Source organism: Achromobacter sp. ACM04 (genome assembly GCF_014851465.1).
Classification (GTDB): domain Bacteria; phylum Pseudomonadota; class Gammaproteobacteria; order Burkholderiales; family Burkholderiaceae_B; genus Achromobacter; species Achromobacter aegrifaciens.
The window spans coordinates 462,330-481,424 of sequence record NZ_JACUZS010000005.1; the positions used below are offsets into that span (position 1 = coordinate 462,330).

The 19,095-nt window shown below is 62.9% G+C and carries 18 protein-coding genes; 5 read left to right on the forward strand and 13 right to left on the reverse strand.

Annotated elements, in window-relative coordinates; genetic code table 11:
• Window positions 1-36 precede the first annotated feature (36 nt).
• The gene (locus IB259_RS27520) at window positions 37-1,146 is read right to left on the reverse strand and encodes an NAD(P)-dependent alcohol dehydrogenase (RefSeq protein WP_192330630.1); all 1,110 of its coding nucleotides are present in this window, start codon (window positions 1,144-1,146) and stop codon (window positions 37-39) included.
• A 384-nt stretch (window positions 1,147-1,530) separates the two neighbouring features.
• On the opposite strand from IB259_RS27520, the gene IB259_RS27525 reads away from it, so the two are divergent.
• The 4 genes from IB259_RS27525 to IB259_RS27540 all read left to right on the forward strand — a co-directional run bounded on the left by IB259_RS27525 (window position 1,531) and on the right by IB259_RS27540 (window position 6,681).
• The gene (locus IB259_RS27525; RefSeq protein ID WP_370528716.1) at window positions 1,531-2,526 is read left to right on the forward strand and encodes a Bug family tripartite tricarboxylate transporter substrate binding protein; all 996 of its coding nucleotides are present in this window, start codon (window positions 1,531-1,533) and stop codon (window positions 2,524-2,526) included.
• An 89-nt stretch (window positions 2,527-2,615) separates the two neighbouring features.
• Window positions 2,616-4,787 carry an acetate--CoA ligase family protein gene (locus IB259_RS27530; RefSeq protein ID WP_192330632.1) on the forward strand — a complete coding sequence of 724 codons (2,172 nt, stop codon included), beginning with the start codon at window positions 2,616-2,618 and terminating at the stop codon, window positions 4,785-4,787.
• A gap of 6 nt (window positions 4,788-4,793) precedes the next feature.
• Window positions 4,794-5,570 carry an enoyl-CoA hydratase/isomerase family protein gene (locus tag IB259_RS27535; RefSeq protein ID WP_175212869.1) on the forward strand — a complete coding sequence of 259 codons (777 nt, stop codon included), beginning with the start codon at window positions 4,794-4,796 and terminating at the stop codon, window positions 5,568-5,570.
• Window positions 5,571-5,652: 82 nt separating this feature from the next.
• Window positions 5,653-6,681 carry a tripartite tricarboxylate transporter substrate binding protein gene (locus IB259_RS27540; RefSeq protein ID WP_225589253.1) on the forward strand — a complete coding sequence of 343 codons (1,029 nt, stop codon included), beginning with the start codon at window positions 5,653-5,655 and terminating at the stop codon, window positions 6,679-6,681.
• A 48-nt stretch (window positions 6,682-6,729) separates the two neighbouring features.
• Here IB259_RS27540 and IB259_RS27545 read toward each other — a convergent pair whose 3' ends face one another.
• The 8 genes from IB259_RS27545 to IB259_RS27580 all read right to left on the reverse strand — a co-directional run bounded on the left by IB259_RS27545 (window position 6,730) and on the right by IB259_RS27580 (window position 14,000).
• A complete protein-coding gene (locus IB259_RS27545; protein WP_370528717.1) occupies window positions 6,730-6,999 on the reverse strand; it encodes a CoA transferase in 270 nt (89 codons plus the stop codon).
• 48 nt (window positions 7,000-7,047) lie between these two features.
• Entirely contained in the window at window positions 7,048-8,607 is a 1,560-nt protein-coding gene (locus IB259_RS27550; RefSeq protein WP_192330634.1) for an acyl-CoA synthetase, read from the reverse strand.
• Window positions 8,608-8,747: 140 nt separating this feature from the next.
• Complete coding sequence (locus IB259_RS27555; RefSeq protein ID WP_192330636.1) at window positions 8,748-9,893, reverse strand: thiolase; 1,146 nt, start codon at window positions 9,891-9,893, stop codon at window positions 8,748-8,750.
• Window positions 9,890-10,330 carry a Zn-ribbon domain-containing OB-fold protein gene (locus tag IB259_RS27560; protein WP_192330638.1) on the reverse strand — a complete coding sequence of 147 codons (441 nt, stop codon included), beginning with the start codon at window positions 10,328-10,330 and terminating at the stop codon, window positions 9,890-9,892. The genes IB259_RS27555 and IB259_RS27560 overlap by 4 nt, the downstream gene beginning before the upstream one ends.
• Complete coding sequence (locus tag IB259_RS27565; RefSeq protein WP_192330640.1) at window positions 10,327-11,190, reverse strand: MaoC/PaaZ C-terminal domain-containing protein; 864 nt, start codon at window positions 11,188-11,190, stop codon at window positions 10,327-10,329. Before IB259_RS27565 ends, IB259_RS27560 begins: the two co-directional genes overlap by 4 nt.
• A 3-nt stretch (window positions 11,191-11,193) precedes the next feature.
• Window positions 11,194-12,135, reverse strand: a complete 942-nt coding sequence (locus IB259_RS27570; protein ID WP_175213163.1) for an SDR family oxidoreductase — start codon at window positions 12,133-12,135, stop codon at window positions 11,194-11,196.
• Between the two features lie 68 nt (window positions 12,136-12,203).
• A complete protein-coding gene (locus IB259_RS27575; protein WP_175212875.1) occupies window positions 12,204-13,061 on the reverse strand; it encodes a MaoC/PaaZ C-terminal domain-containing protein in 858 nt (285 codons plus the stop codon).
• A 12-nt stretch (window positions 13,062-13,073) separates the two neighbouring features.
• A complete protein-coding gene (locus IB259_RS27580; protein WP_192330743.1) occupies window positions 13,074-14,000 on the reverse strand; it encodes an SDR family NAD(P)-dependent oxidoreductase in 927 nt (308 codons plus the stop codon).
• Between the two features lie 240 nt (window positions 14,001-14,240).
• On the opposite strand from IB259_RS27580, the gene gcvA reads away from it, so the two are divergent.
• Window positions 14,241-15,137, forward strand: a complete 897-nt coding sequence (gene gcvA / locus IB259_RS27585) for a transcriptional regulator GcvA (RefSeq protein WP_192330643.1) — start codon at window positions 14,241-14,243, stop codon at window positions 15,135-15,137.
• A 30-nt stretch (window positions 15,138-15,167) separates the two neighbouring features.
• Here the strand turns inward: gcvA and IB259_RS27590 are convergent, their stop codons facing one another.
• From IB259_RS27590 to IB259_RS27605, 4 genes are all read right to left on the reverse strand, one after another.
• Complete coding sequence (locus IB259_RS27590) at window positions 15,168-16,331, reverse strand: acyl-CoA dehydrogenase family protein (protein ID WP_192330645.1); 1,164 nt, start codon at window positions 16,329-16,331, stop codon at window positions 15,168-15,170.
• Complete coding sequence (locus tag IB259_RS27595) at window positions 16,328-17,491, reverse strand: acyl-CoA dehydrogenase family protein (protein WP_192330647.1); 1,164 nt, start codon at window positions 17,489-17,491, stop codon at window positions 16,328-16,330. The genes IB259_RS27590 and IB259_RS27595 overlap by 4 nt, the downstream gene beginning before the upstream one ends.
• 63 nt (window positions 17,492-17,554) lie before the next feature.
• Window positions 17,555-18,703, reverse strand: coding sequence for an acetyl-CoA acetyltransferase (locus IB259_RS27600; protein WP_175213165.1), 1,149 nt, complete (start codon window positions 18,701-18,703; stop codon window positions 17,555-17,557).
• Window positions 18,703-19,095 carry a Zn-ribbon domain-containing OB-fold protein gene (locus IB259_RS27605; protein ID WP_192330649.1) on the reverse strand — a complete coding sequence of 131 codons (393 nt, stop codon included), beginning with the start codon at window positions 19,093-19,095 and terminating at the stop codon, window positions 18,703-18,705. Before IB259_RS27605 ends, IB259_RS27600 begins: the two co-directional genes overlap by 1 nt.

The window sequence follows — 19,095 nt, forward strand, 5'->3', positions numbered from 1 at the left end:
CCGGTTCCTGGGAATAGAGAAGTGCGGCGCCCGCATTCAGGGCAGCAGTACGGGCTTGGTGCAAAGGCCTTGTTGCTGCTCGGCAATCGCACGGTTGATCTCGGCCAACGGGTAGGTCTTGATCAGCTTGTCGAAGGGGAATCGACCTTGAAGATGGAGCTCCATCAATTCTGGAATGAACTGATCCGGGTCGCTGTCGCCTTCGATGATGCCCCGGTACGTGTATCCGTTCCCCATCGCCGTCAAGAGAGTTCCGGGCAGCCCCAGCTCTCGCGCCGCCGCGGGCGGTACGCCGACGAAGCCGAATGTGCCGCGCGGCGCCAGACACGCCGGCACCGCGCCGACGACGACCGGAACGCCGCTGGTATCGAGCACGTAGTCGGCCCCGTGCGGGGAGATCGATCTGACCGCCATCCCCAGATCGGGCGCCCCTGCGGGATCAATCGTGTGGGTCGCACCCAGCGTAAGCGCGAGGTCCCGCCGTAGCGCATTGGGTTCGACGACGATAATGGTCTGACAGCTCTGGACTACCGCGCCCATGACTGCGCTGAGCCCGACCGCCCCGCCGCCGAGAACAAGCAGCGTCGAGCCGGGCCGGCATGCCATCGAACGCATGACGGCGCCGGCGCCGGTTTGTACTCCGCACCCCAGCACACCGGCGATATGCAAAGGCATCTCTTGCGGGACTTTGACGACATTGCGCTCCAGGGCAATGGCGTGAGTCGCAAATGACGACTGGCCGAAGAAGCTCCCCGAGATCGCCCCATTGCCATCGCACAGGGTTGCGGAGCCGTCAGCGCGCGCGCCCCGATAGTTCAGGGTACGCCTGGCGTGGCAATAGGCTGGCTCATGCCGCTCGCAAGTTGGACACCGCCCACAGGACAGGAATGTGATCGCGACGCGGTCTCCGGGCTGGACCTTGCGCACCTCGGTCCCAACCGCTTCAACGATACCGGCGCCTTCATGTCCGAAGACGGCGGGCATCGCCATGGGGAACGAACCCGCTTGCGCAACCAGGTCGGTATGACAAATCCCGGCGCCGACTATGCGGATCAAAATCTCATCCGCACGCGGGGCATCCAGTTCGATCTGCTCAAGCGTGAACGGGGCGTTGGGCGCCCGCGTGACCGCTGCCACGATCTGCATCTATGTCTCCTGCTCCTTGGAACTCGTCCTGCGCGATCTGCCGTGCCGCCCGTGACGGCGCATCGGGCAATCTGGATTGACCCGCGCGGACCATCGAATTTTTTACGAAGCTCATGATGAACCTGGATGTCCTCGCGCAACACTTCACGTTGCTCCGGAAGACATTCCATAAATACATAGCTTCCGGATCGCAGGCATCCCGCAGGATCGCCCGACTCTGCCGAAGTACGAGCTTGATGCTCCGGACCGTGCGGCAGAAATCGCCGCAAACGCGCCGCAGCGTTCACAGCCATGCGTTTTCCTCAACTTTTCCATGCGCAATGCGAAGTTTTCAGGCCTGAATCGACAGTCCAACATTTCCCAATCAACCAGGGGAACATAGGCATGAACATCGATAGCCGCCACTTGCGGCGCGTAATTTCCACCTTGGCCACGGCATCTCTTGCGGTCGTGGCATGGTTCGCCACAGGTACTGCAAACGGCGCCAATTACCCCGATCACGCCATCCGGATGGTCGTGCCATTTCCGCCAGGAGGCGCCACCGATACGGTCGCTCGCATACTGGCAAAAAGCATGTCCGAGGAGCTCGGCCAGAGCATCGTGATCGAGAATCGCGCCGGCGCAGGCGGCATCATCGGCGCCGAAGCGGTAGCCAAGGCCGCGCCGGATGGCTACACCATCCTCGCCAGTACCGCCGGCGTGCATGTCGTCAACCCCGCAATCTACGCAAAGCTTCCTTATGACCCCGTAACCAGCTGGGCGCCGGTCAGTCTCGTCATCCTGGCGCCAATGACGATCACGGTACGGACGGAATCGCGCTTCAAGACGCTGCGGGAACTGGCCGCCTATGCGAAGAATCACCCCGGCAAGCTGACCTATGCCTCTCCCGGCAGCGGTACGTCCCCGCATCAGGCGGGCGAAGCGCTCAAGCACGCGGCGGGGATCGACATCCTGCACGTGCCGTACAAGGGCGCGGGGCCGGCCACCACGGACTTTCTCGGCGGACGAATCGACATGATGCTTTCCTACGTCGGCTCGGCCTATCCGTCCATGCGCGACGGCAAGTTGCGCATACTGGCCGTCGGCAGTCGCGAACGCATGCCGCTTCTGCCCGGGGTACCCACGATGGGCGAAGAGCTGGGGCAGCCAGACTATGTCTCCGACACCTGGACGGGCATCGTTGCGCCTGCCGGCACGCCACCCGCCGTCATCCAGCGCCTGAACCGGGCGGCGGCCTTTGCCCTGGAAGCGAATCGCGCCCAGCTGCTGGCATCGGGCTACCAGGTCCTGGGCGGCACGCCTGAAGCGATGCGCCAACGCCTGGAGCAGGAACACCGGACCATCACGCCGCTGCTCGCCAAGATCATGAATCGCAACTGACACGCCCGCGACGGATACCCGCAGCACGGGCGACTCTCAACGACAGCCCCATTTCCCATACGCCAACCAAGAACAGGATGATTCGCACCTTGAACAGCCTCTCCCCTCTCTTCTCCCCGAAGCACGTGGCCGTCGTCGGCGCCTCGGAAGATACCAACAAGATCCGTGGCCGCCTGCTGAAACTGCTGCGCACGGGCGGCTTCGCCGGGGCGATCTATCCCGTGAATCCGAGCAGCTCCACCATTCAGGGGCTGCAGGCCTACCCGAACGTGCTGGCCCTGCCCGAAGCCGTGGACCTCGCCTTGATCGCCGTCGCGGCCCCTCAGGTCATGGAGGTGCTCGAACAATGCGCCGGACGCGGCATCAAGGCTGCCGCCATTTTCTCCGCAGGGGCCAGCAACGCCAGCCACGGCGAGCGGCTGCAAGATCGGGTCGCCGCTTTCGCACGGCGCACCGGCATGCGTATTCTTGGCCCCAACGCGGAAGGCTTCATCGATATCGAATCCGGCATGACCGCCACGTTCAGCCCGACGCTGGAGGCCATGCCGGCGCCGCCTCATGGTTCGCTGCCCTTGCGCAGCCCCGTAAGCATTGTTTCGCAGTCGGGCGCCATGGCGTTCGCACTCTACAGTCGCGCCTGCCACGAACATATTCCGATCGGACGCCTTGTCTCCACCGGGAATGAAGCCGACGTCGAAATGCTGGAGGTCGTTGATCACTTGATCGCACAGGGGACGTCCAAAGCGATTCTGCTGTTCCTGGAAGGTTTCCGCGATCCGGAGCGCTTTGCATCGGTCGCCGCGCGCGCGGCCGACGCCGGCGTGGTCCTGGTGGTGGCCAAAGTGGGACAGTCCATGGCGGGCCAACGTGCAGCAGTCTCGCACACCGCTCATCTCACCGGCGCAGACACCGCCTATGAGGCCGCTTTCCGGCGTTATGGGGTCATCCGCGTCGACAACCCCGAGCAGATGCTCGCCATCGCAGCAGCCGTCAGCGTTGGCGCCCAGCCCCAAGGCAAGCGCGTCGGCATCATAACCACCTCGGGCGGCGCTGGCGGTTGGGCCGCCGACATCTGCGAACGTGCGGGGCTCGACGTTCCCGAGCTGACCCCGGCCCTGAAGCAAGAACTGGCAGCCATCGTGCCGGACTACGGCTCCAGCGAGAACCCCGTCGACGTCACAGCTCATGTCGTCGAGGACGGCGGCGCGACGCTGATGCGCATACTCGAACTGCTGGAACGCGCGCCTGACCTCGATGTGGGATTGATCATTGTGTCGCTGGTCAGTTCACGCCGCATTCCGGATATGCAGGCCCAGTTGGCTCCGCTCCTGGCCAAATCCACCCGGCCGCTCGTGTTCCATTCTCCGGGCGTTCCGGCGCCTTCTGGCCTGGAGACCCTGGCCCGCCTTGGCGGCTTGCACCTGGACCTGGAGGGCTTCGCCTATGCGATGACGAAGCTGGACGACTATCGGCTGTTTCGCGACCAATGGCTCTCCCGCCGCGCCGCCGAGTCGGCCATTCCCAGCGTGGCGACCCCGCGCGTAACGCTACCCGGCGCGGGCGGCTCACTGGACGCCGCTCAAGCACGGGCGTTGCTTTCAGCCTATGGCGTTCCCATGGCGCCCGAAGCGCTCGCCACCAGCGCATCTCAAGCCGTGGCGGAAGCGGAGCGCATCGGTTGGCCGGTTGTGCTCAAGGTCGTCTCCGCCGACATTCCGCACAAGACCGAGGCGGGCGGCGTAGCGCTGAACCTGACTGGCGCCGCGGAGGTAGAGGCGGCCTATGCGGGCATCATCGCCAACGCCAGGCGCTATGCGCCCAAGGCCCGTATCGAAGGCGTACAGATCCAGAAGATGATGCCCCCAGGACGAGAAATGGTGGTGGGTACCGTCAACGATCCCGATTTCGGCCCCCTGGTGATGTTGGGCTTTGGCGGCATCTACGTCGAGGTTCTGCGCGACGTCGTATTCGCTGCCGCGCCGTTGGATCTCACCATTGCGCGCGACATGATTTCGCGTCTGCAGGGCAGTGCGATCCTGGAAGGCGTGCGAGGCGAGGCTGCCTCGGATCTGGACGCGCTCGCGCAAGTTCTGGTGGCGGTCTCGGACCTGCTTGCCGCGCATCCGGGGCGCATCGACGAGATCGACCTGAATCCGGTCCTGCTTTACCCGCAAGGCCAGGGTGCCGTCGCGGTCGATGCCCTGTTGGTATTGACCGAAGAAACTGCGCCATCCGCCGCTGAATCGGAAATTGGGAGATAAGCAATCATGGCCGAGATCGAATATCAAAAAGCAGGGGCGGTCGCACGCATCACCCTCAATCGGCCGGAGCGCAAGAATGCGCTCGCCAACAACATGCGTCAGGACCTGGCCGACGCTTTCACCAATGCCAACCGCGACGACGAAGTGCGGGTCGTCGTTCTCACCGGCGCGGGCGACAGCTTTTGCGCTGGCGCCGACGTCGCGAAACTGGCAGTGCGCGACGTCAAGGGGTCGCGCAACAACCTTCAACACAATGCGCACGCGCTCATCCGCAATCTCTACACCATAGAAAAACCCGTGATCGCTGCCGTGCGCGGTTCAGCCGTGGGCATCGGTTTGAGCATGATGCTGGCCTGCGACCTGGTGATCGCGTCCGAGACGGCCAGCTTCTCCTGCATTTTCGCGCGCCGCGGCCTGGCGCCCGATTCCGGCGCGGTGTTCTTCCTGTCACGCCTGATCGGGCTGGCGCGCGCGCGCGAGCTCGTATTCACCGCAAGCTCCTTCTCAGCCCAAGAGGCTGCCGAGATGGATCTGATCACGCGCGTAGTGCCGGACGGCGAACTTGAATCCGCCGCGGACCAACTGGCGCAAACGCTGGCGACTCAGCCTACCTACGCATTGGCGATGGCGAAGAAGATGTTCCACTTTTCGCTATCGCCCAGCCTGGACCAATTCCTCGATCTCGAAGCCATGATCCAGCCGCAGATTCACCAAACGCAGGACTTCAAGGAAGGCATCGCCGCTTTCAACGAAAAGAGGCCGCCTCGTTTCATCGGACGCTAGAGACTGCGCATTGCAGTCTTGGCAACGTATTGCAGGAAAAACCAATACTGCGCCGGCTCTGACCGGCGCGAGGAGACAAACCATGCTTTATCGCACTTCCTGGCGCCGGAAGGCCGCCATGCCTATGCTGGCCATGAAGGCCAAACGGATCGGATGGACTGCCGCCGCCTTGGCAATTCTGCCCTTTTCCCTGTACGCCCAGACCGATTATCCGTCCAGGCCGCTGCGGATGATCGTGCCCTATCAGGCTGGCGGACAGATCGATAATGTCGCGCGCGCGGTTGCCGAAGGTCTGGGCAAGCGCCTTGGGCAGCCTGTACTCGTCGAGAACAAGCCTGGCGCAGGCGGAATCATCGGCACCAATACCGCCGCCAAGTCCGCTCCGGACGGATACACCTTGCTGCTGACCATCGCAACCCCGCTCAGTGCGAACTTGGTTCTTTACAAAAAGCTGCCCTACGACCCTCGCACCGAGTTGCAGCAGATCTCCGATGTCTCCAAGAGCTCGGCCGTGATCGTTGTCCACAAGTCGCTGCCGGTAAATACCATCGACGAGCTGATAGCCTACGCAAAAAAGCACCCTGGTACGCTGCGAATAGGGTCGTGGGGGCCGGGGTCCTCGCCACAGATCATTCAGCACTATATGAACAAGACATATGGCATCGACATCCTGAACGTGCCGTACAAGGGCGAATTGCCTATCGTGACGGATTTGCTTGCCGGTCAGATCAACATTGCCGTCGCTTCGGTTTCCTCGCTCAAGCAGCACATCGCTTCCGGCCAGATTCGGGCCCTTGCCATCCTGGGCAGCAAAAGAATCGGCGCGTTCTCGGATGTCCCCACCGTGGCAGAGGAGGGTTATGACAGCACGGCTTTCCACGTCTCCACGCCAACCACGGTGCTTGCTCCAGCCAAAACGCCTCCGGAGATCATCGAGCGCCTGGGCCGTGAAGTCAGCGCTGCGGTGAAGACTCCAGAGGTCAGGCAACGACTGCTTGGGATGGACCTGGAACCCATCGGAAACCTGCCCCATGAGGCCCAGGCCGAGTACAACGCCTATCTCCCTATCGTCCTCAAGCTGACGGCCGAGACTGGAGTAACGGTGGAATGAATCTTGGCGGCCAACGGCGGGCATAAGCGGGCCGTTGGCCGTCGGGGGTCACGACAGCGTGCGCCAGACGTTGAGGGCTGCGGCGCCCTCCAACACGGCAAGAATCACCTCGCCATGCTCGCCACGGGTCGTCTCGGGCCCCTCTGACGTCTTCAGGTCAGCCACAATGGACCGTTTGCCCCGATTGAGCAGCTTGGCCACAGCGGCAGAGCCGCTTTCCCCAGCCGCCTCGGCGCCTTCGACGGCGATTACCTCAGCCCCCAGGACTGCGCCGGCCTGGTGCGAAAGCGGGCGAGTATTTCGGACCCTGATCTTCACGTACCAGTCTGCCAGACGCTCACGTACTGCGGCTTCCCTGGGACACCGCTAATTGGCGGAGGGCTTTGGCCAATACTTCTCACGCAGGGCTTGCTTGTATAGCTTCCCGGTAGGCAGGCGCGGCAATTTCTCAACGAATTCGACCGACCTCGGCACCATGTAGCGCGCCACTTTTTGGCGGCATAGTGCAAGCAGCTCATCGACCAGCATTTCCGACGGCGCTACGCCGGCGGCCGGTTCAATAATGGCCTTGACCTCTTCGCCCATCTCCGGATTCGGCACACCGATCACTGCGACATCGCCAACGCTGGGGTGCATCTGCAACGCGTCTTCTATGGCCTGTGGATAGATGTTGACGCCTCCGGAGATGATCATGAAGGCCTTGCGGTCCGTGAGATACAGGTAGCCGTCGGCATCCACATGCCCGATGTCGCCGATAGCCGTCCAGGTCGGATGGCGCGGATGCTGCGCGGCGCGCGTCTTTTCAGGATCGTTGTGGTAACGGAAAGGCAGCTCGTCCCGCTCGAAGTAGACCAGGCCGGTTTCTCCGACCGGCAGCTCATTGCCAGTGTCGTCACAGATATGAAGGACTCCTGTTGCTGCCCGGCCCACCGAACCAGGATGGGTCAGCCATTCCTCGCTATCAATCGACGTGGTGCCGTTGCCTTCTGTCGCCCCGTAGTACTCGTTCAGAATGGGCCCCCACCACGCGATCATCTGACGCTTTACCTCGACGGGACACGGTGCGGCGGCATGGATTGCCACGCGGTGGCTCGACAGATCGAACGCCTGGCGCTCCGCTTCGGGCAGCTTCAACATGCGGATGAACATGGTCGGCACCCACTGACTGTGTGTGACCCGGTGCCGCGCTATCAGAGCGAGCGCCTCTTTCTCGTCGAACTTTTCCATGAATACCACGGTGCCGCCCTCGAACTGAACGTTGAGCGCAAACCCCAGTGGAGCGGCATGGTAGAGCGGCGCGGGCGACAAGTAGACGGTTTCGCAGGAGTAGCCGTAGCGCTTGGTCTGACTGCTACGCTGCGGCGTAGGTTCATCGTTGACTTTGCGTTCGAGCAAATTACGCAGGATGCCCTTGGGCCGCCCCGTCGTCCCTGAGCTGTAGAGCATGGTGGCGCCCAGCCACTCTTCCTCGAGCCGCTGCGCCGGGAAGGGCGCCACAGCTGCCTCGTAACCGTCCCAGCCTTCGATAACGCCATCGATCATCAGGCGCGCACGGCAGCCCGGCATACGCTCGGTCAGCGCCCCAGCCAATTCGCTCATGGCGAGCGAGCTGACGACGACCTGCGCTTCGCAATCGGCAATCAGATAGACAGCCTCGTCAACGCTCAGGAATCGATTGATCGGCGTGATCAGCAGGCCCGAACGCAACGCCGCCCAGCAGATCTCGAAACAACGGGCGTTGTTCTCGAGCAGCATCGCGATGTGATCTCCGCGCCGCAGGCCCAAGGCGTACAGGTACTGCGCGAAGCGATTTGAACGTTCATCGAGCTCCCGAAAACTCAGCACCTCGCCGGTGGTCCCGTTGATGACGGCCGGCTTGTCCGGCGTCAAAGCGGCGTGATCGCCGAGATAGCGCGGATTCTCCATACTGATCTGTCTCCTTGGCAACTGCCTTGCCTAAACTGGTGATGTCGGGCGCCGCGATTCTCGAAGCGGCCCAGGACCATGTCCCGCCAGCTATGCATCACGGCCTGCGGGACTCATAAAGATTTCAAATATCTTGGTCCTCAAGGCGACTGGTTGGACAGCACCAACGTAGCCGCCGCGGTGAACATGCCACCCACGCCCTGGACCACGCTGGTCCGCACCTTGTCCAACTGACGGAACGCCTCGCCTCGCAATTGCCTGACCGCCTCCTGGATCGCGAACATGCCGTACATGCCAGTGTGCGTGTACAGGATGCCGCCGCCGTTCGTGTTCAGCGGCAGACGCCCGCCAGGCCGAGTATTGCCTTCCGCAATGAAGGCGCCTGCTTCACCACGGCCGACGAATCCCATGTCTTCCAGGCCATACAGGGGCAAGTGCGCGAACGCGTCATAAATCATCAGGTGATCGACGTCAGCATGGCTGATGCCGGCCTCGGCAAAGGCCGCGCGGCTGGAAATCCGAAATCCCTTCGACGAAGTCATGTCATCCATCATCGACACCAAGGGACTGTCGCAAGCCTCGCCCGAACCGAGCAGATAGACCGGGGAATCAGCGCGACGCAAATTGCGCGCGCGCTCAGCCGTGGTCACCACCAACGCGCCGCCGCCGTCGGTCACCACGCAGCATTCGAGCTTGTGGAAAGGATAGGCGATCATTGGCGAGGCCATCACGTCTTCGACCGTCAACAGCTTGTTCCGGCTTGCGCGCGGGTTACCGTTGGCCCAGTGACTTTGCGCCACCACAACTTCCGCCAATTGCTCGTGCGTAGTGCCGGTTTCATGCATGAAACGCAACGCAGGCAAGGTGAACATATTGGGCGGCGCCGATACACCGTAAGGCAGTTCGAACTGCCCGTTCATCGAATACGGAGGACGCCGGTTCAGTGCTTTCCCTACGCGCGAACGTCCCGATTCTCCGTGCAATACCAGCACGGTCGAGCAATAACCGGCGCGAATGGCAGCCGCCGCATGCCGCAGGTGGATCAGGAAGGAACATCCCCCCACAGACGTGCCGTCGTACCACTTGGGCGTCACGCCCAGGTAATGCGCGACTTCAATCGGCGAGTCGCCCGCGCTGGTGATCCCGTCGACGTCGGCCAGCGTCAGGCCGGCATCCGCCAGCGCTCGATGGGCAGCATCCGCCCGCAGGTCCAGTTCGGAAAGTTGCGGCAAGGCGCCGAGTTCAGTCTCGGCGGCGCCGGCAATGGCGATTACGGGGCCCGTCATGACGCGCCTCCTTTGGTATTGGTCGGTCGGAACAAGGGAAGGACCTCTTCCCCGCGGGTCTCGAACACAACTTCGAGCGGCATATCCAGAGGCAGCGCCTGAGGGTCGGCGGGCACGCCCACGAGATTCGACAGCATCCCGGGCCCCTCTTCCAGCTTCACGACGGCGATCACGTAGGGGACCTCGTTTTCCCAACCCGGCGCAGCCAGGTGGCTGATGACGTAGGAGTGCAGGCTGCCCCGTCCGCTTGCGCGGACCCAGGTCAGTGCGTCAGCGCCGCAAGCGGGGCAGCGCGTGCGTGGATAAAGATGGTGGGCATGGCAGCTGCCGCAACGCTGCAGCCGCAGCTCTCCTGCCCTCGTTCCTTCCCAAAAGGGCAGGGTGGTCGGCGTGGGAACGGGCGCTGCCTTGGGCCGCGATGAATTCTTTGTGTTCATTGCTGCGCCTCCTGGCGGACCTTCATCAGGCCATGGTCGATCACGATCTCCCCGGCCCCGTCAAACGTACGGAAACGGACGTCCCCAGCCTCCTGCCAGGCGTGCACCGACAACGTCTCTCCGGGCATGACGGGGCGCGTGAAGCGTGCCGACATCGAACGCATCCGGTCCGGGTCGCTGCCGCAGAACGCATGGAGCAGCAACCTGCCGGTTATCCCGTAGGTGCACAGGCCATGCAGGATCGGGCGCGGGAATCCTCCCTTGGCGGCGAACGTAGGATCGCTGTGCAAAGGATTGCGGTCTCCGCTGAGCCGATACAGCAGCGCCTGGTCGGGCCGGGTGCCAGCCGTGAGCACCGCATCCGCAGCCCGTTCCGGCATCGAGGCGGACTGGCCGGGCTTACGATCGCCGCCGAAGCCGCCTTCGCCCCGTAGGAATGCGGCCGACGCGCAGGTGATGAGCAATTCACCCGAGAGCGCATCGACGGCCTGGGCTTCGGTCCGAACCAGCGCGCCAGAACCTTTATCTTCGATGGCCGTCACCCGATTGGTGACGCGCACGCGTCCCTCCACGGGCAAGGGACTGTGCACCTCGAAGGCCTGTTCGGCATGAACCACCTTGGTACGGTCTATGGTTCCCAGATCCGGCCGAAGACCAGCGTTTTGCACTATCACCACGGCATAGGTGGGCAGCACGCGCTGGGACACGCCTGCCGAGTTCTCCGTGGTGAATGCAAGCTCTTGTAGCGCGTCGTCTTGGCCCGCGCCCACGCCAATTGCATAGAGCAGGGCGTCGCGGTGGGTCCAACTCACTTCCGCCGTACCGCCAGAACGCCCCACTGCATTGAGGTCTAGCGCCATGACTTAGACTCCTTCAGGCGGGGCGGGAATCTCGCCAGTGGTGAGGGCATTGGGCGCGGCGCGACGGACCAGGTCAGGAATCAGCGCTCCCAGTTCCTCCGTATGCCAGCGACCTTCCTTTTCGATGCGCGGGCCGGCGCGCCAACCTTCAGCCACCGTGATGCGCCCGCCGCGCACGCCGAACACCCGTCCCGTAATGCCGCTGGATTCCGTGCTGCCCAGCCACGCAATCAACGGCGCCACGTTGGCGGCGTCGAGCGGATCGAACTCGCCGGCCGCCTTCACCGCGCCCGCGCCCAGCTTTTTTGCAAAGATGTCTTCGGTCAGCCGGCTCATCGCAGTCGGATAGATGACGTTGACCGTCACGCCGTAGCGCTCGAGCTCGCGAGACGCAATCACCGACATCGACGTGATGCCCGCCTTGGCCGCGCCGTAGTTGCTTTGGCCAGGATTGCAATACAGGCCCGAGGACGAGCTGGTATTGATCATGCGTGCGACGCGCGGGCGTCCCGCCTTGGATTCGTCGCGCCAGTAGGCGGCCGCATGACGCGCCGGAGCAAAGGTGCCGCGTAGGTGAACGCGGATCACGGCGTCCCAGTCTTGTTCTTCCATGTTGGCGAGGGTCTTGTCGCGTAGGATGCCTGCGTTGTTGACCAGAACGTCCAGCCCGCCAAACTCGCGTATCGCCGTGTCGATCAGGCGACGCGCGCCCTCCCAGTCCGCAACATCGTCCGTATTCGCCACCGCGACACCACCAAACGCGCGAATCTCGGCCACTACCTCCTCGGCCGGTCCCGTGGCGCCGCCATTACCGTCGCGGGCAGAACCGAGATCGTTCACCACGACCTTGGCGCCCTGACGCGCGAACTCGAGCGCGTACTGGCGGCCAAGACCGCGCCCGGCGCCAGTGATAACCACAATCCGACCCTCGCATTGCTTTTGCATCGTCATCTCCTTGTTTTTGGGAATCATCGGCATGCGACAGCTCCAAGACCTGGAGTGCCAGCCATTGTTCAATTGAGCACGGCGCGCCCATGCTCCAGTACGCGCTTGCCCCGATCGCGGGAAAAAGCCTGAAAGCTCACGACGTTGTCGTGTCGCCAGAACTCGAAGCCGAGCGTTTCTCCAGGAAAGACCACAGAAGAAAACCTGGCCTCGAAGGATTTCACTCGCTCTACTTCGTAGCGCAGCGGCCCTTTCAGCAACGCCCGCATTGCCATGCCGTAGGTGCACAGGCCGTGCAGGATGGGGCGATCGAATCCCGCCCTGCGCGCAACAGCGGGATCGACATGCAGCGGATTGCGATCGACATTGAGGCGGTAGAGCAGCGCGGCGTTGGGTGCAGTGGCCAAGTCCACCACCATGTCGGGAGTGCGCTGCGGAACGGCGTGCGGAGCAACCGGGCTGCCATACGACGCGCCGAAGCCACCGTCCGCGCGGCAGTAGGAGCTATGGAGAATGGTCGCCAGCTCCTGGCCTGTGGCTTGGTCCACCAGCGTGCGTTGGACATGAACGAGAGCGCCCTTGTCGACGCCCTTGTCCTCGATGCCGACAACGCGCGCTTGCGCGCTTAATGCCCCATGGCTGGGCAAGGGCGCGTGGAACTCGATGCGTTGCGCGCCATGCACAATCTTCTCGCGCGTCATGCCGGTTCGCGGGTCGCTTGCCCATGGGCCCAGGTGGCACAGCACGGACGCCATGGTAGGCACCGCCAGCAGGTCCCGTTCATAAACGAAAGGCAGTTCCTGTTCGTCCAGCGGATCCGTTCCGAATCCCAGGCTAAGCGCGTACAGCATGGTTTCGCGCTGGTCGTAGCGCTGATTCGGTGGCTCGAAGCGCCAATCACGGACGGTCTCGAAGTTCAACGGCATGGGAAGCTCCTGTCAGATTGCTTCCCACCCGAAAACGTCGCGTGTGCGTTCCGGCGGCGTGAAGCTCGAGCGGAAGGCCGGCGCCAGGGTCTGCGCCAGGCGCTCCGGCGTCCAACCGTCCGCCCGATGCAGGGTTCGTACCGGCCGCGGCTGACCATACAGATAGATCTCGTTGCCACGTGCGCCGAATATCTGGCCTGATACCTCCTTGGCAGCCTCTGAGCAGAGGTAGACCGCAAGCGGAGCGATCTGGTCCGCCCGCGTCATGGCGCGGCGCTTGGCGAGATTGCGTTCCTGCTCTTCGGGCGACAGTCCCGGCACGCTTTCGATCATGCGGCTGAATGCGTGGGGCGCGATGCAGTTCGAACGCACGCCATACCTCGCCATGTCCAGCGAGATCGAGCGCGACAGCCCGACGATTCCCATTTTTGCGGCCGCATAGTTTGCCTGCCCGATGGATCCGATCAGACCCGCCGTTGATGTCATGTGAACCAGCGCGCCGCTGCCTTGTTCGCGGAAATGAGCCGCTGCCGCCCGGCTCATGTTGAACGAGCCGAACAGATGCACACGCAGGACCAGCTCGAAGTCTTCGGCGCTCATCTTGTGAAAGATGGAGTCCCTCAGAATGCCGGCGCTGTTCACCACGGCATCGATGCGGCCAAAGGTGGCAACTGCCTTCTCGATGATGGCGGCCGCCGAGTTCCATTCAGCGACGCTGTGTCCGTCTGCCACGGCTTGTCCGCCTTGAGCGCGAATTTCCTCCACCACGGCGCCGGCCGGCGTACCGCCGCCCGCTTCGCCAGAAAGGGAAACGTCGAGGTCGTTGACCACGACCTTGGCACCTTCGCGCGCCATTGCCAACGCCACTTCCTTGCCGATGCCGCCCCCCGCGCCGGTCACGACCACCACCTTGCCTTCCATCAAGCCACTAGCCTTCATTGAATGCTCCAACAATTTGTTCGGTTGGTCATGGACGCGCGGGAAATCCACACAGGAACCGCTGAGAGATTGCGGCGATTTCCTTGCGCACCTTTAATTCATATCTCGCGCTTTTATGGCTGCACGCGGATCAAGAAACTGAGCGATATTCTGCGTCCTCTTTGCAGATCATGCGTACTTCCAATCGCTCGCTGAGCTATGATTTGCGGGAATATCAACGCCCTACAGGGAACTCAAAAAATGGGCCGTCGAATTCCCCCTCTGAATCCGCTACGCACCTTCGAGGCAGTAGCGCGACATGAGAACCTCACGAAGGCTTCCAAAGAGCTGCATGTCACGCAGTCCGCCGTCAGCAGACAGATCGCGCTGATCGAGGACTACCTCGGCGTACCCCTTTTCAACCGCAGCCGGCACGGCGTGCACCTCACCCGCGAAGGCAAGATTTACGCGGACAAGGTGGTACAGGCCTTCGCCACGATCGCAACGGCCACGGAGGAGTTGGTCAGGAAGCGCGAGGGTCAAACCGTGCGCGTGCGCACCTACATGACGTTCGCGGTACGCTGGCTGATTCCGCGTCTTCCGGCGTTCCAGGCCCTGCGCCCCGACATCGAACTTTCCTTGAGCATCGCCGTTCCCGAAGTGAATTTCGATCGGGACGACGTGGATGTGGCCATCCAATTCGGAAACGGCAAATGGCCCAACATGCAGACCGATCTGCTGTTCCTGGACAACGTCGAGCCTGTGTGCTCGCCAAAATTCCTGCAGCAGCACCTGGCGGCCGGGGAGTCCCCCTCCAAGCTGTTGACGCAGCGCCTGCTGGTCAGCCACTATCGGCGCACGGACTGGAACGAGTGGCTTGAAAGCACGGGACTGACAACGGCCGCGGAAGGCGCGGAACGCATGACTTTCAGCAGTTCGGTGCTGACCTACCAGGCTGCTGTCGATGGCCTGGGAATCGCAGTAGGCCAAACCGCGATGCTTTCACAGGAGCTGCTTACCAAGCAGCTCGTGCGCCCGTTCGCACAGCCTTTCTCGCGGGGGCTGGGCTACTACCTGCTACGCCCCAACCATGCCGAGGACGGCCACCACGTAGCGGCATTCCGCAACTGGCTGATGGAGACTGCCGCGCGCGAATGACGCGTTTTTTCGCGCGATGATTTCATCAATCTAAGCAGGCAGACCGAGCGCACGCCGCGCGAGAATATTGCGTTGCACTTGCGCAGTTCCGCCGAAAATCGTGACGGGCCGCGCGATCATGTAGAGCCATTCCAGGTCTTCCTTGAGGCCGATTCCGGGCGCGGCTCCGATGACTCCGCCATAGTGGCCTGCAAGTTCCTGTATGGACTCCGTGAGGCGTTGCAGAAGCTCGGCGTTGAACAATTTCAACATCATGAAATCATGATCGGAATCATCAGGCTCATTGCCCCGAATAGCGGCCTCGCAACTCAATTCATACAACGCGCATGCATCCGCCACGTCACTCGCGTGACGCCCATGAAGCTCAAGATAGCTTGTCGATGACGACGCGCCGACGGCAGCCGCCGTGTCGCGCAGCACGGTCAATGCGTAGCGGACCAGCTCCGGCGAGCCGTGGCTGAAGCGTTCGAAGCCGAGCAGCGCCTTGGCGACCGACCAGCCTTCATCCACGCGTCCGACGACGTTTTCCGCCGGTACCGCCACGTCCTTGAAAAACACTTCGCAGAAATGCTCGTCTCCGGCCAGCGTGCGGATCGGCCGGATCTCGATACCCGGCGTGTTGAGGTCGGCGAGCAGAAAAGTGATGCCTTGCTGCTTCCTGGGCTGCACGCTGGTCCGCACCAGCATGAAAATCATGTTGGCGTCGGTGGCCAGGGTAGTCCAGATCTTCTGGCCGTTGACCACATAGCGATCGCCCTCAAGAACGGCTGCTGTCTTCAGATTGGCAAGGTCCGAACCCGCGTTCGGCTCCGAGTAGCCCTGGCACCACATGTCCGCGCAAGACAGGATGCGCGGCAGGTAATAAGCCTTCTGCTTCTCGGTGCCATAGCGGATGAGCACCGGCGCAAGAAGTCGCAGACCATGGTCGATGGGACGGGCCACGCCGAACCGCTCGAGCTCCTCCTGGTAGATCAGCTGTTTGCGCATCGACAATCCCATTCCGCCATATTCGGCGGGCAGGCCCGGAGCGCGCCATCCATCCCGCAACTGGCTTTGCAGCCAGGTCCTGGCGGCCTTGCCGGTCAGGCGCTTCAGTGGATTGCGCAGATCTGAGGGATAGTTCTGCGCAATCCAGCTGCGGAATCTTGCTCGAAAGGCCTCGTCGGAAAGCGTGTTGAAATCGTTTCTGCTCATGCGTCTGCTCCTCGAGCGGCGCTGGCCTGCTCCTGCAACAACAGGCTGACGCGCCGCCGGTGCTGGGCGCCATTACCCAGCCATGCCGAGGCCCTGAGCGCGCTCTTCATGTACAGGCCGATATCCGCCTCCATGGCAAAGCCGATTGCACCGTGTACCTGCACGCCGAACCGGGCCGTGGCTAGCGCCGAATCGGACGCCCGGGCCTTGGCTGCGGAGATGGCGGCGCAGACCGCCGCGGGATGCCGAGCTACATCGCCTGCAGCCTCCAGCTTCTGCAACGCTGACAGGTAAGAGGCTGCCGCGAGCCGGTGCTGCACTTTCAGATCCACGGCCACATGTTGCAGGCTTTGAAAACTGCCGATTTTCTGCCCGAACTGCTCTCTGGTCCGCATGTAGTCGAGCGCTATTTCAAAGGCGGCCTGCGCCATTCCGTCGAGCTGGGCGGCCACGGCGAGCAATGCCTCATCCAGCGCCCTCGCCAATGCCTGGAGCAAGGCCTCGCCTTCAAACAGCACCGCGCCCTGCGCCGGCGCATTCTCCAGGGACACGGTCCCCAGCGACGCCCCATCGCTGGTAGTCACCGTCTCCACACGAACGCCGGGCGCGGATCGCGCTACCGCCACCAGGACCGGTTGACCTTCCAGGCGAGCAGTCACCAGGAAGTCGTCGGCCATTGCCGCTCCGACTACACCGGCTTTGACGCCGCTGATGAGCAGACCGGCTGGCCCGTTCGCCGCATTGGTGCGTACAGGACAGACATCCAGGGACTGGGGATCCTCCTGCCAGGCCACGGCGATGACCTTCTCGCCATCCGTCAACGCAGCCAGGATGTCGTGCCAGGCTGCGGCCCGATTCGCACTGGCGGCCAGCATGGCAGGCAAAAGCGCGCAGGCAACAAACGGTTCGGGCAACAGGAACCGGCCAAAGACTGCGGCAATGGCTCCCGCATGCCTTGCCTGCAGGCCACTGCCGCCCAGTTGCTCGGGCAGGCGCATGGCCAGCCAGCCCTGCCGCGCCAGCTTGCCCCATACCTGCCGATCATGCGCGGGACGTCCCGGCTTCACCTGCCGCAACCGCTCCATGGCGGACTCCTGCCGCATGAAGGTCTCGACGGAGGCCTTGAGAATGGACTCGGTTTCGTCGCTTTCTATCAACATCTGCACTCCTCCACCGCTTCATAGGTCGTTCATGCAATGCGGACGCAAGCCGATACGGTCATGTCAAAGCGCGGCAGCCGAACCCAGGATCACCGTGCTCTGGCTCGACAGCACGCCGCCATTGCCATGTGCAAGCGCGATGTCGCAGCCGCTGACTTGACGCGCGCCGCATTCTCCGCGGATCTGGCGAGCCGCCTCGATCAACAAAAACAAGCCATACATCCCCGGGTGGCAGTACGACAGGCCGCCGCCGTTGGTATTGGTAGGCAGAACGCCGCCTGGACGCAGCTTGCCATCGGCCACGAAGGGACCGCCTTCACCCTTCGCGCAAAAGCCGAGATCCTCGAGGAACAACAGGGTGGTGATGGTGAAGGCATCGTAGAGTTCGATGACATCCACGTCGCTGGGACCCAGCCCGGCCATCTGATAAGCCTTGGCCCCGGATAGCTTGGCCGCTGTCTCGGTCAGGTTGGCCATATTGGAGATCGACTGATGGCTATAGGCTTCCCCGCAACCAAGGACATATGCGGGCGGCTTGCGCAGATCCCGGGCGCGCGCAGCGGACGTCATCACCAACGCGCCCCCGCCATCAGTCACCAGGCAACTGTCGCGAATAGTCAGCGGATAGCTGACCATGCGCGCATTCAGCACGTCATTGACCGACAGATCGCCCTGTTCCCACGCCATTGGATTCAGCTGCGCCCATTTCCGGGCCGCGACCGCGATTTCCGCGAGCTGTTCGCGCGTGGTGCCGTAATCATGCATGTGACGCGACGCCGCCATGGCATAGGCGCTGGCCGGCATGAAGGGGCGATACGGCGTTTCGTAGGGATTGGATTCCCGTCCGCCCACATTGCTGCGCCCGGCCGAGCGCTGCGTGCTTCCATAGGTGATGACGGCCACCTCGCACAACCCCGCCTCGATCGCCGCAGCCGCGTGCGCCACGTGCGTCATGAAAGAGGAGCCGCCAAGATAGGTCGAATCCCCATAGCGCGGCTGGATGCCCAGGTACTCCTTCAGCGCCAAGGTCACCATCCGGCTCTGGGTGGCCGCGCCGAACAAGCCGTCTACGTCGTGGAGCTGCAGGCCGCAATCATCCAGCGCCCGCGCGATACCTTGCGCCATCAAGTCCAGGGGCGTCATGTCCTGCGCCACGTGACCGAGATCCGATTCCGCCACACCCACGATTGCCGCACTGGCTCGACCCATCATCACGCATCCTCCTTGCGTAGCGCGACAAACACCGGCAGCGGTTCTTCCGCATCGCCTTCTTCGACAAACCTGACTTCGACCCGCAACCCGATCTGAACCTCCGTGGGCTCCATGCCGTCGACCCGCGACATCATGCGAAACCCCTCGTCCAGGTCGATCAGGGCGACATTGTGGGACGATCCATCCTTGTTCGACACCGCGGTGGTCGCGTACACGGTTCCTCGGCCAGCGCTGATGCGCCACTCAAGATCCGTCGAGCCGGAATAGGGACAAATCAGCCGAGGGAAAAAGACCGCGCGTGCGGCCTGCGGACTGTATTGATAGGCAAGCTTCCCCTGCTTGAGGTGATGCTTGTAGATCGCCAGAGGCGCTTGCTGCAGCTTGTTCTTCAT

Bases quoted from the DNA above. Each gene is read 5' to 3' on its own strand.
- IB259_RS27520 (WP_192330630.1), bottom strand. From the start codon at position 1,146: ATGCAGATCGTGGCAGCGGTCACGCGGGCGCCCAACGCCCCGTTCACG.
- IB259_RS27525 (WP_370528716.1), top strand. From the start codon at position 1,531: ATGAACATCGATAGCCGCCACTTGCGGCGCGTAATTTCCACCTTGGCC.
- IB259_RS27535 (WP_175212869.1), top strand. From the start codon at position 4,794: ATGGCCGAGATCGAATATCAAAAAGCAGGGGCGGTCGCACGCATCACC.
- IB259_RS27540 (WP_225589253.1), top strand. From the start codon at position 5,653: ATGCTTTATCGCACTTCCTGGCGCCGGAAGGCCGCCATGCCTATGCTG.
- IB259_RS27550 (WP_192330634.1), bottom strand. From the start codon at position 8,607: ATGGAGAATCCGCGCTATCTCGGCGATCACGCCGCTTTGACGCCGGAC.
- IB259_RS27555 (WP_192330636.1), bottom strand. From the start codon at position 9,893: ATGACGGGCCCCGTAATCGCCATTGCCGGCGCCGCCGAGACTGAACTC.
- IB259_RS27560 (WP_192330638.1), bottom strand. From the start codon at position 10,330: ATGAACACAAAGAATTCATCGCGGCCCAAGGCAGCGCCCGTTCCCACG.
- IB259_RS27565 (WP_192330640.1), bottom strand. From the start codon at position 11,190: ATGGCGCTAGACCTCAATGCAGTGGGGCGTTCTGGCGGTACGGCGGAA.
- IB259_RS27570 (WP_175213163.1), bottom strand. From the start codon at position 12,135: ATGCAAAAGCAATGCGAGGGTCGGATTGTGGTTATCACTGGCGCCGGG.
- IB259_RS27575 (WP_175212875.1), bottom strand. From the start codon at position 13,061: ATGCCGTTGAACTTCGAGACCGTCCGTGATTGGCGCTTCGAGCCACCG.
- IB259_RS27580 (WP_192330743.1), bottom strand. From the start codon at position 14,000: ATGAAGGCTAGTGGCTTGATGGAAGGCAAGGTGGTGGTCGTGACCGGC.
- gcvA (WP_192330643.1), top strand. From the start codon at position 14,241: ATGGGCCGTCGAATTCCCCCTCTGAATCCGCTACGCACCTTCGAGGCA.
- IB259_RS27590 (WP_192330645.1), bottom strand. From the start codon at position 16,331: ATGAGCAGAAACGATTTCAACACGCTTTCCGACGAGGCCTTTCGAGCA.
- IB259_RS27595 (WP_192330647.1), bottom strand. From the start codon at position 17,491: ATGTTGATAGAAAGCGACGAAACCGAGTCCATTCTCAAGGCCTCCGTC.
- IB259_RS27600 (WP_175213165.1), bottom strand. From the start codon at position 18,703: ATGATGGGTCGAGCCAGTGCGGCAATCGTGGGTGTGGCGGAATCGGAT.
- IB259_RS27605 (WP_192330649.1), bottom strand. From the start codon at position 19,095: ATGAAGAACAAGCTGCAGCAAGCGCCTCTGGCGATCTACAAGCATCAC.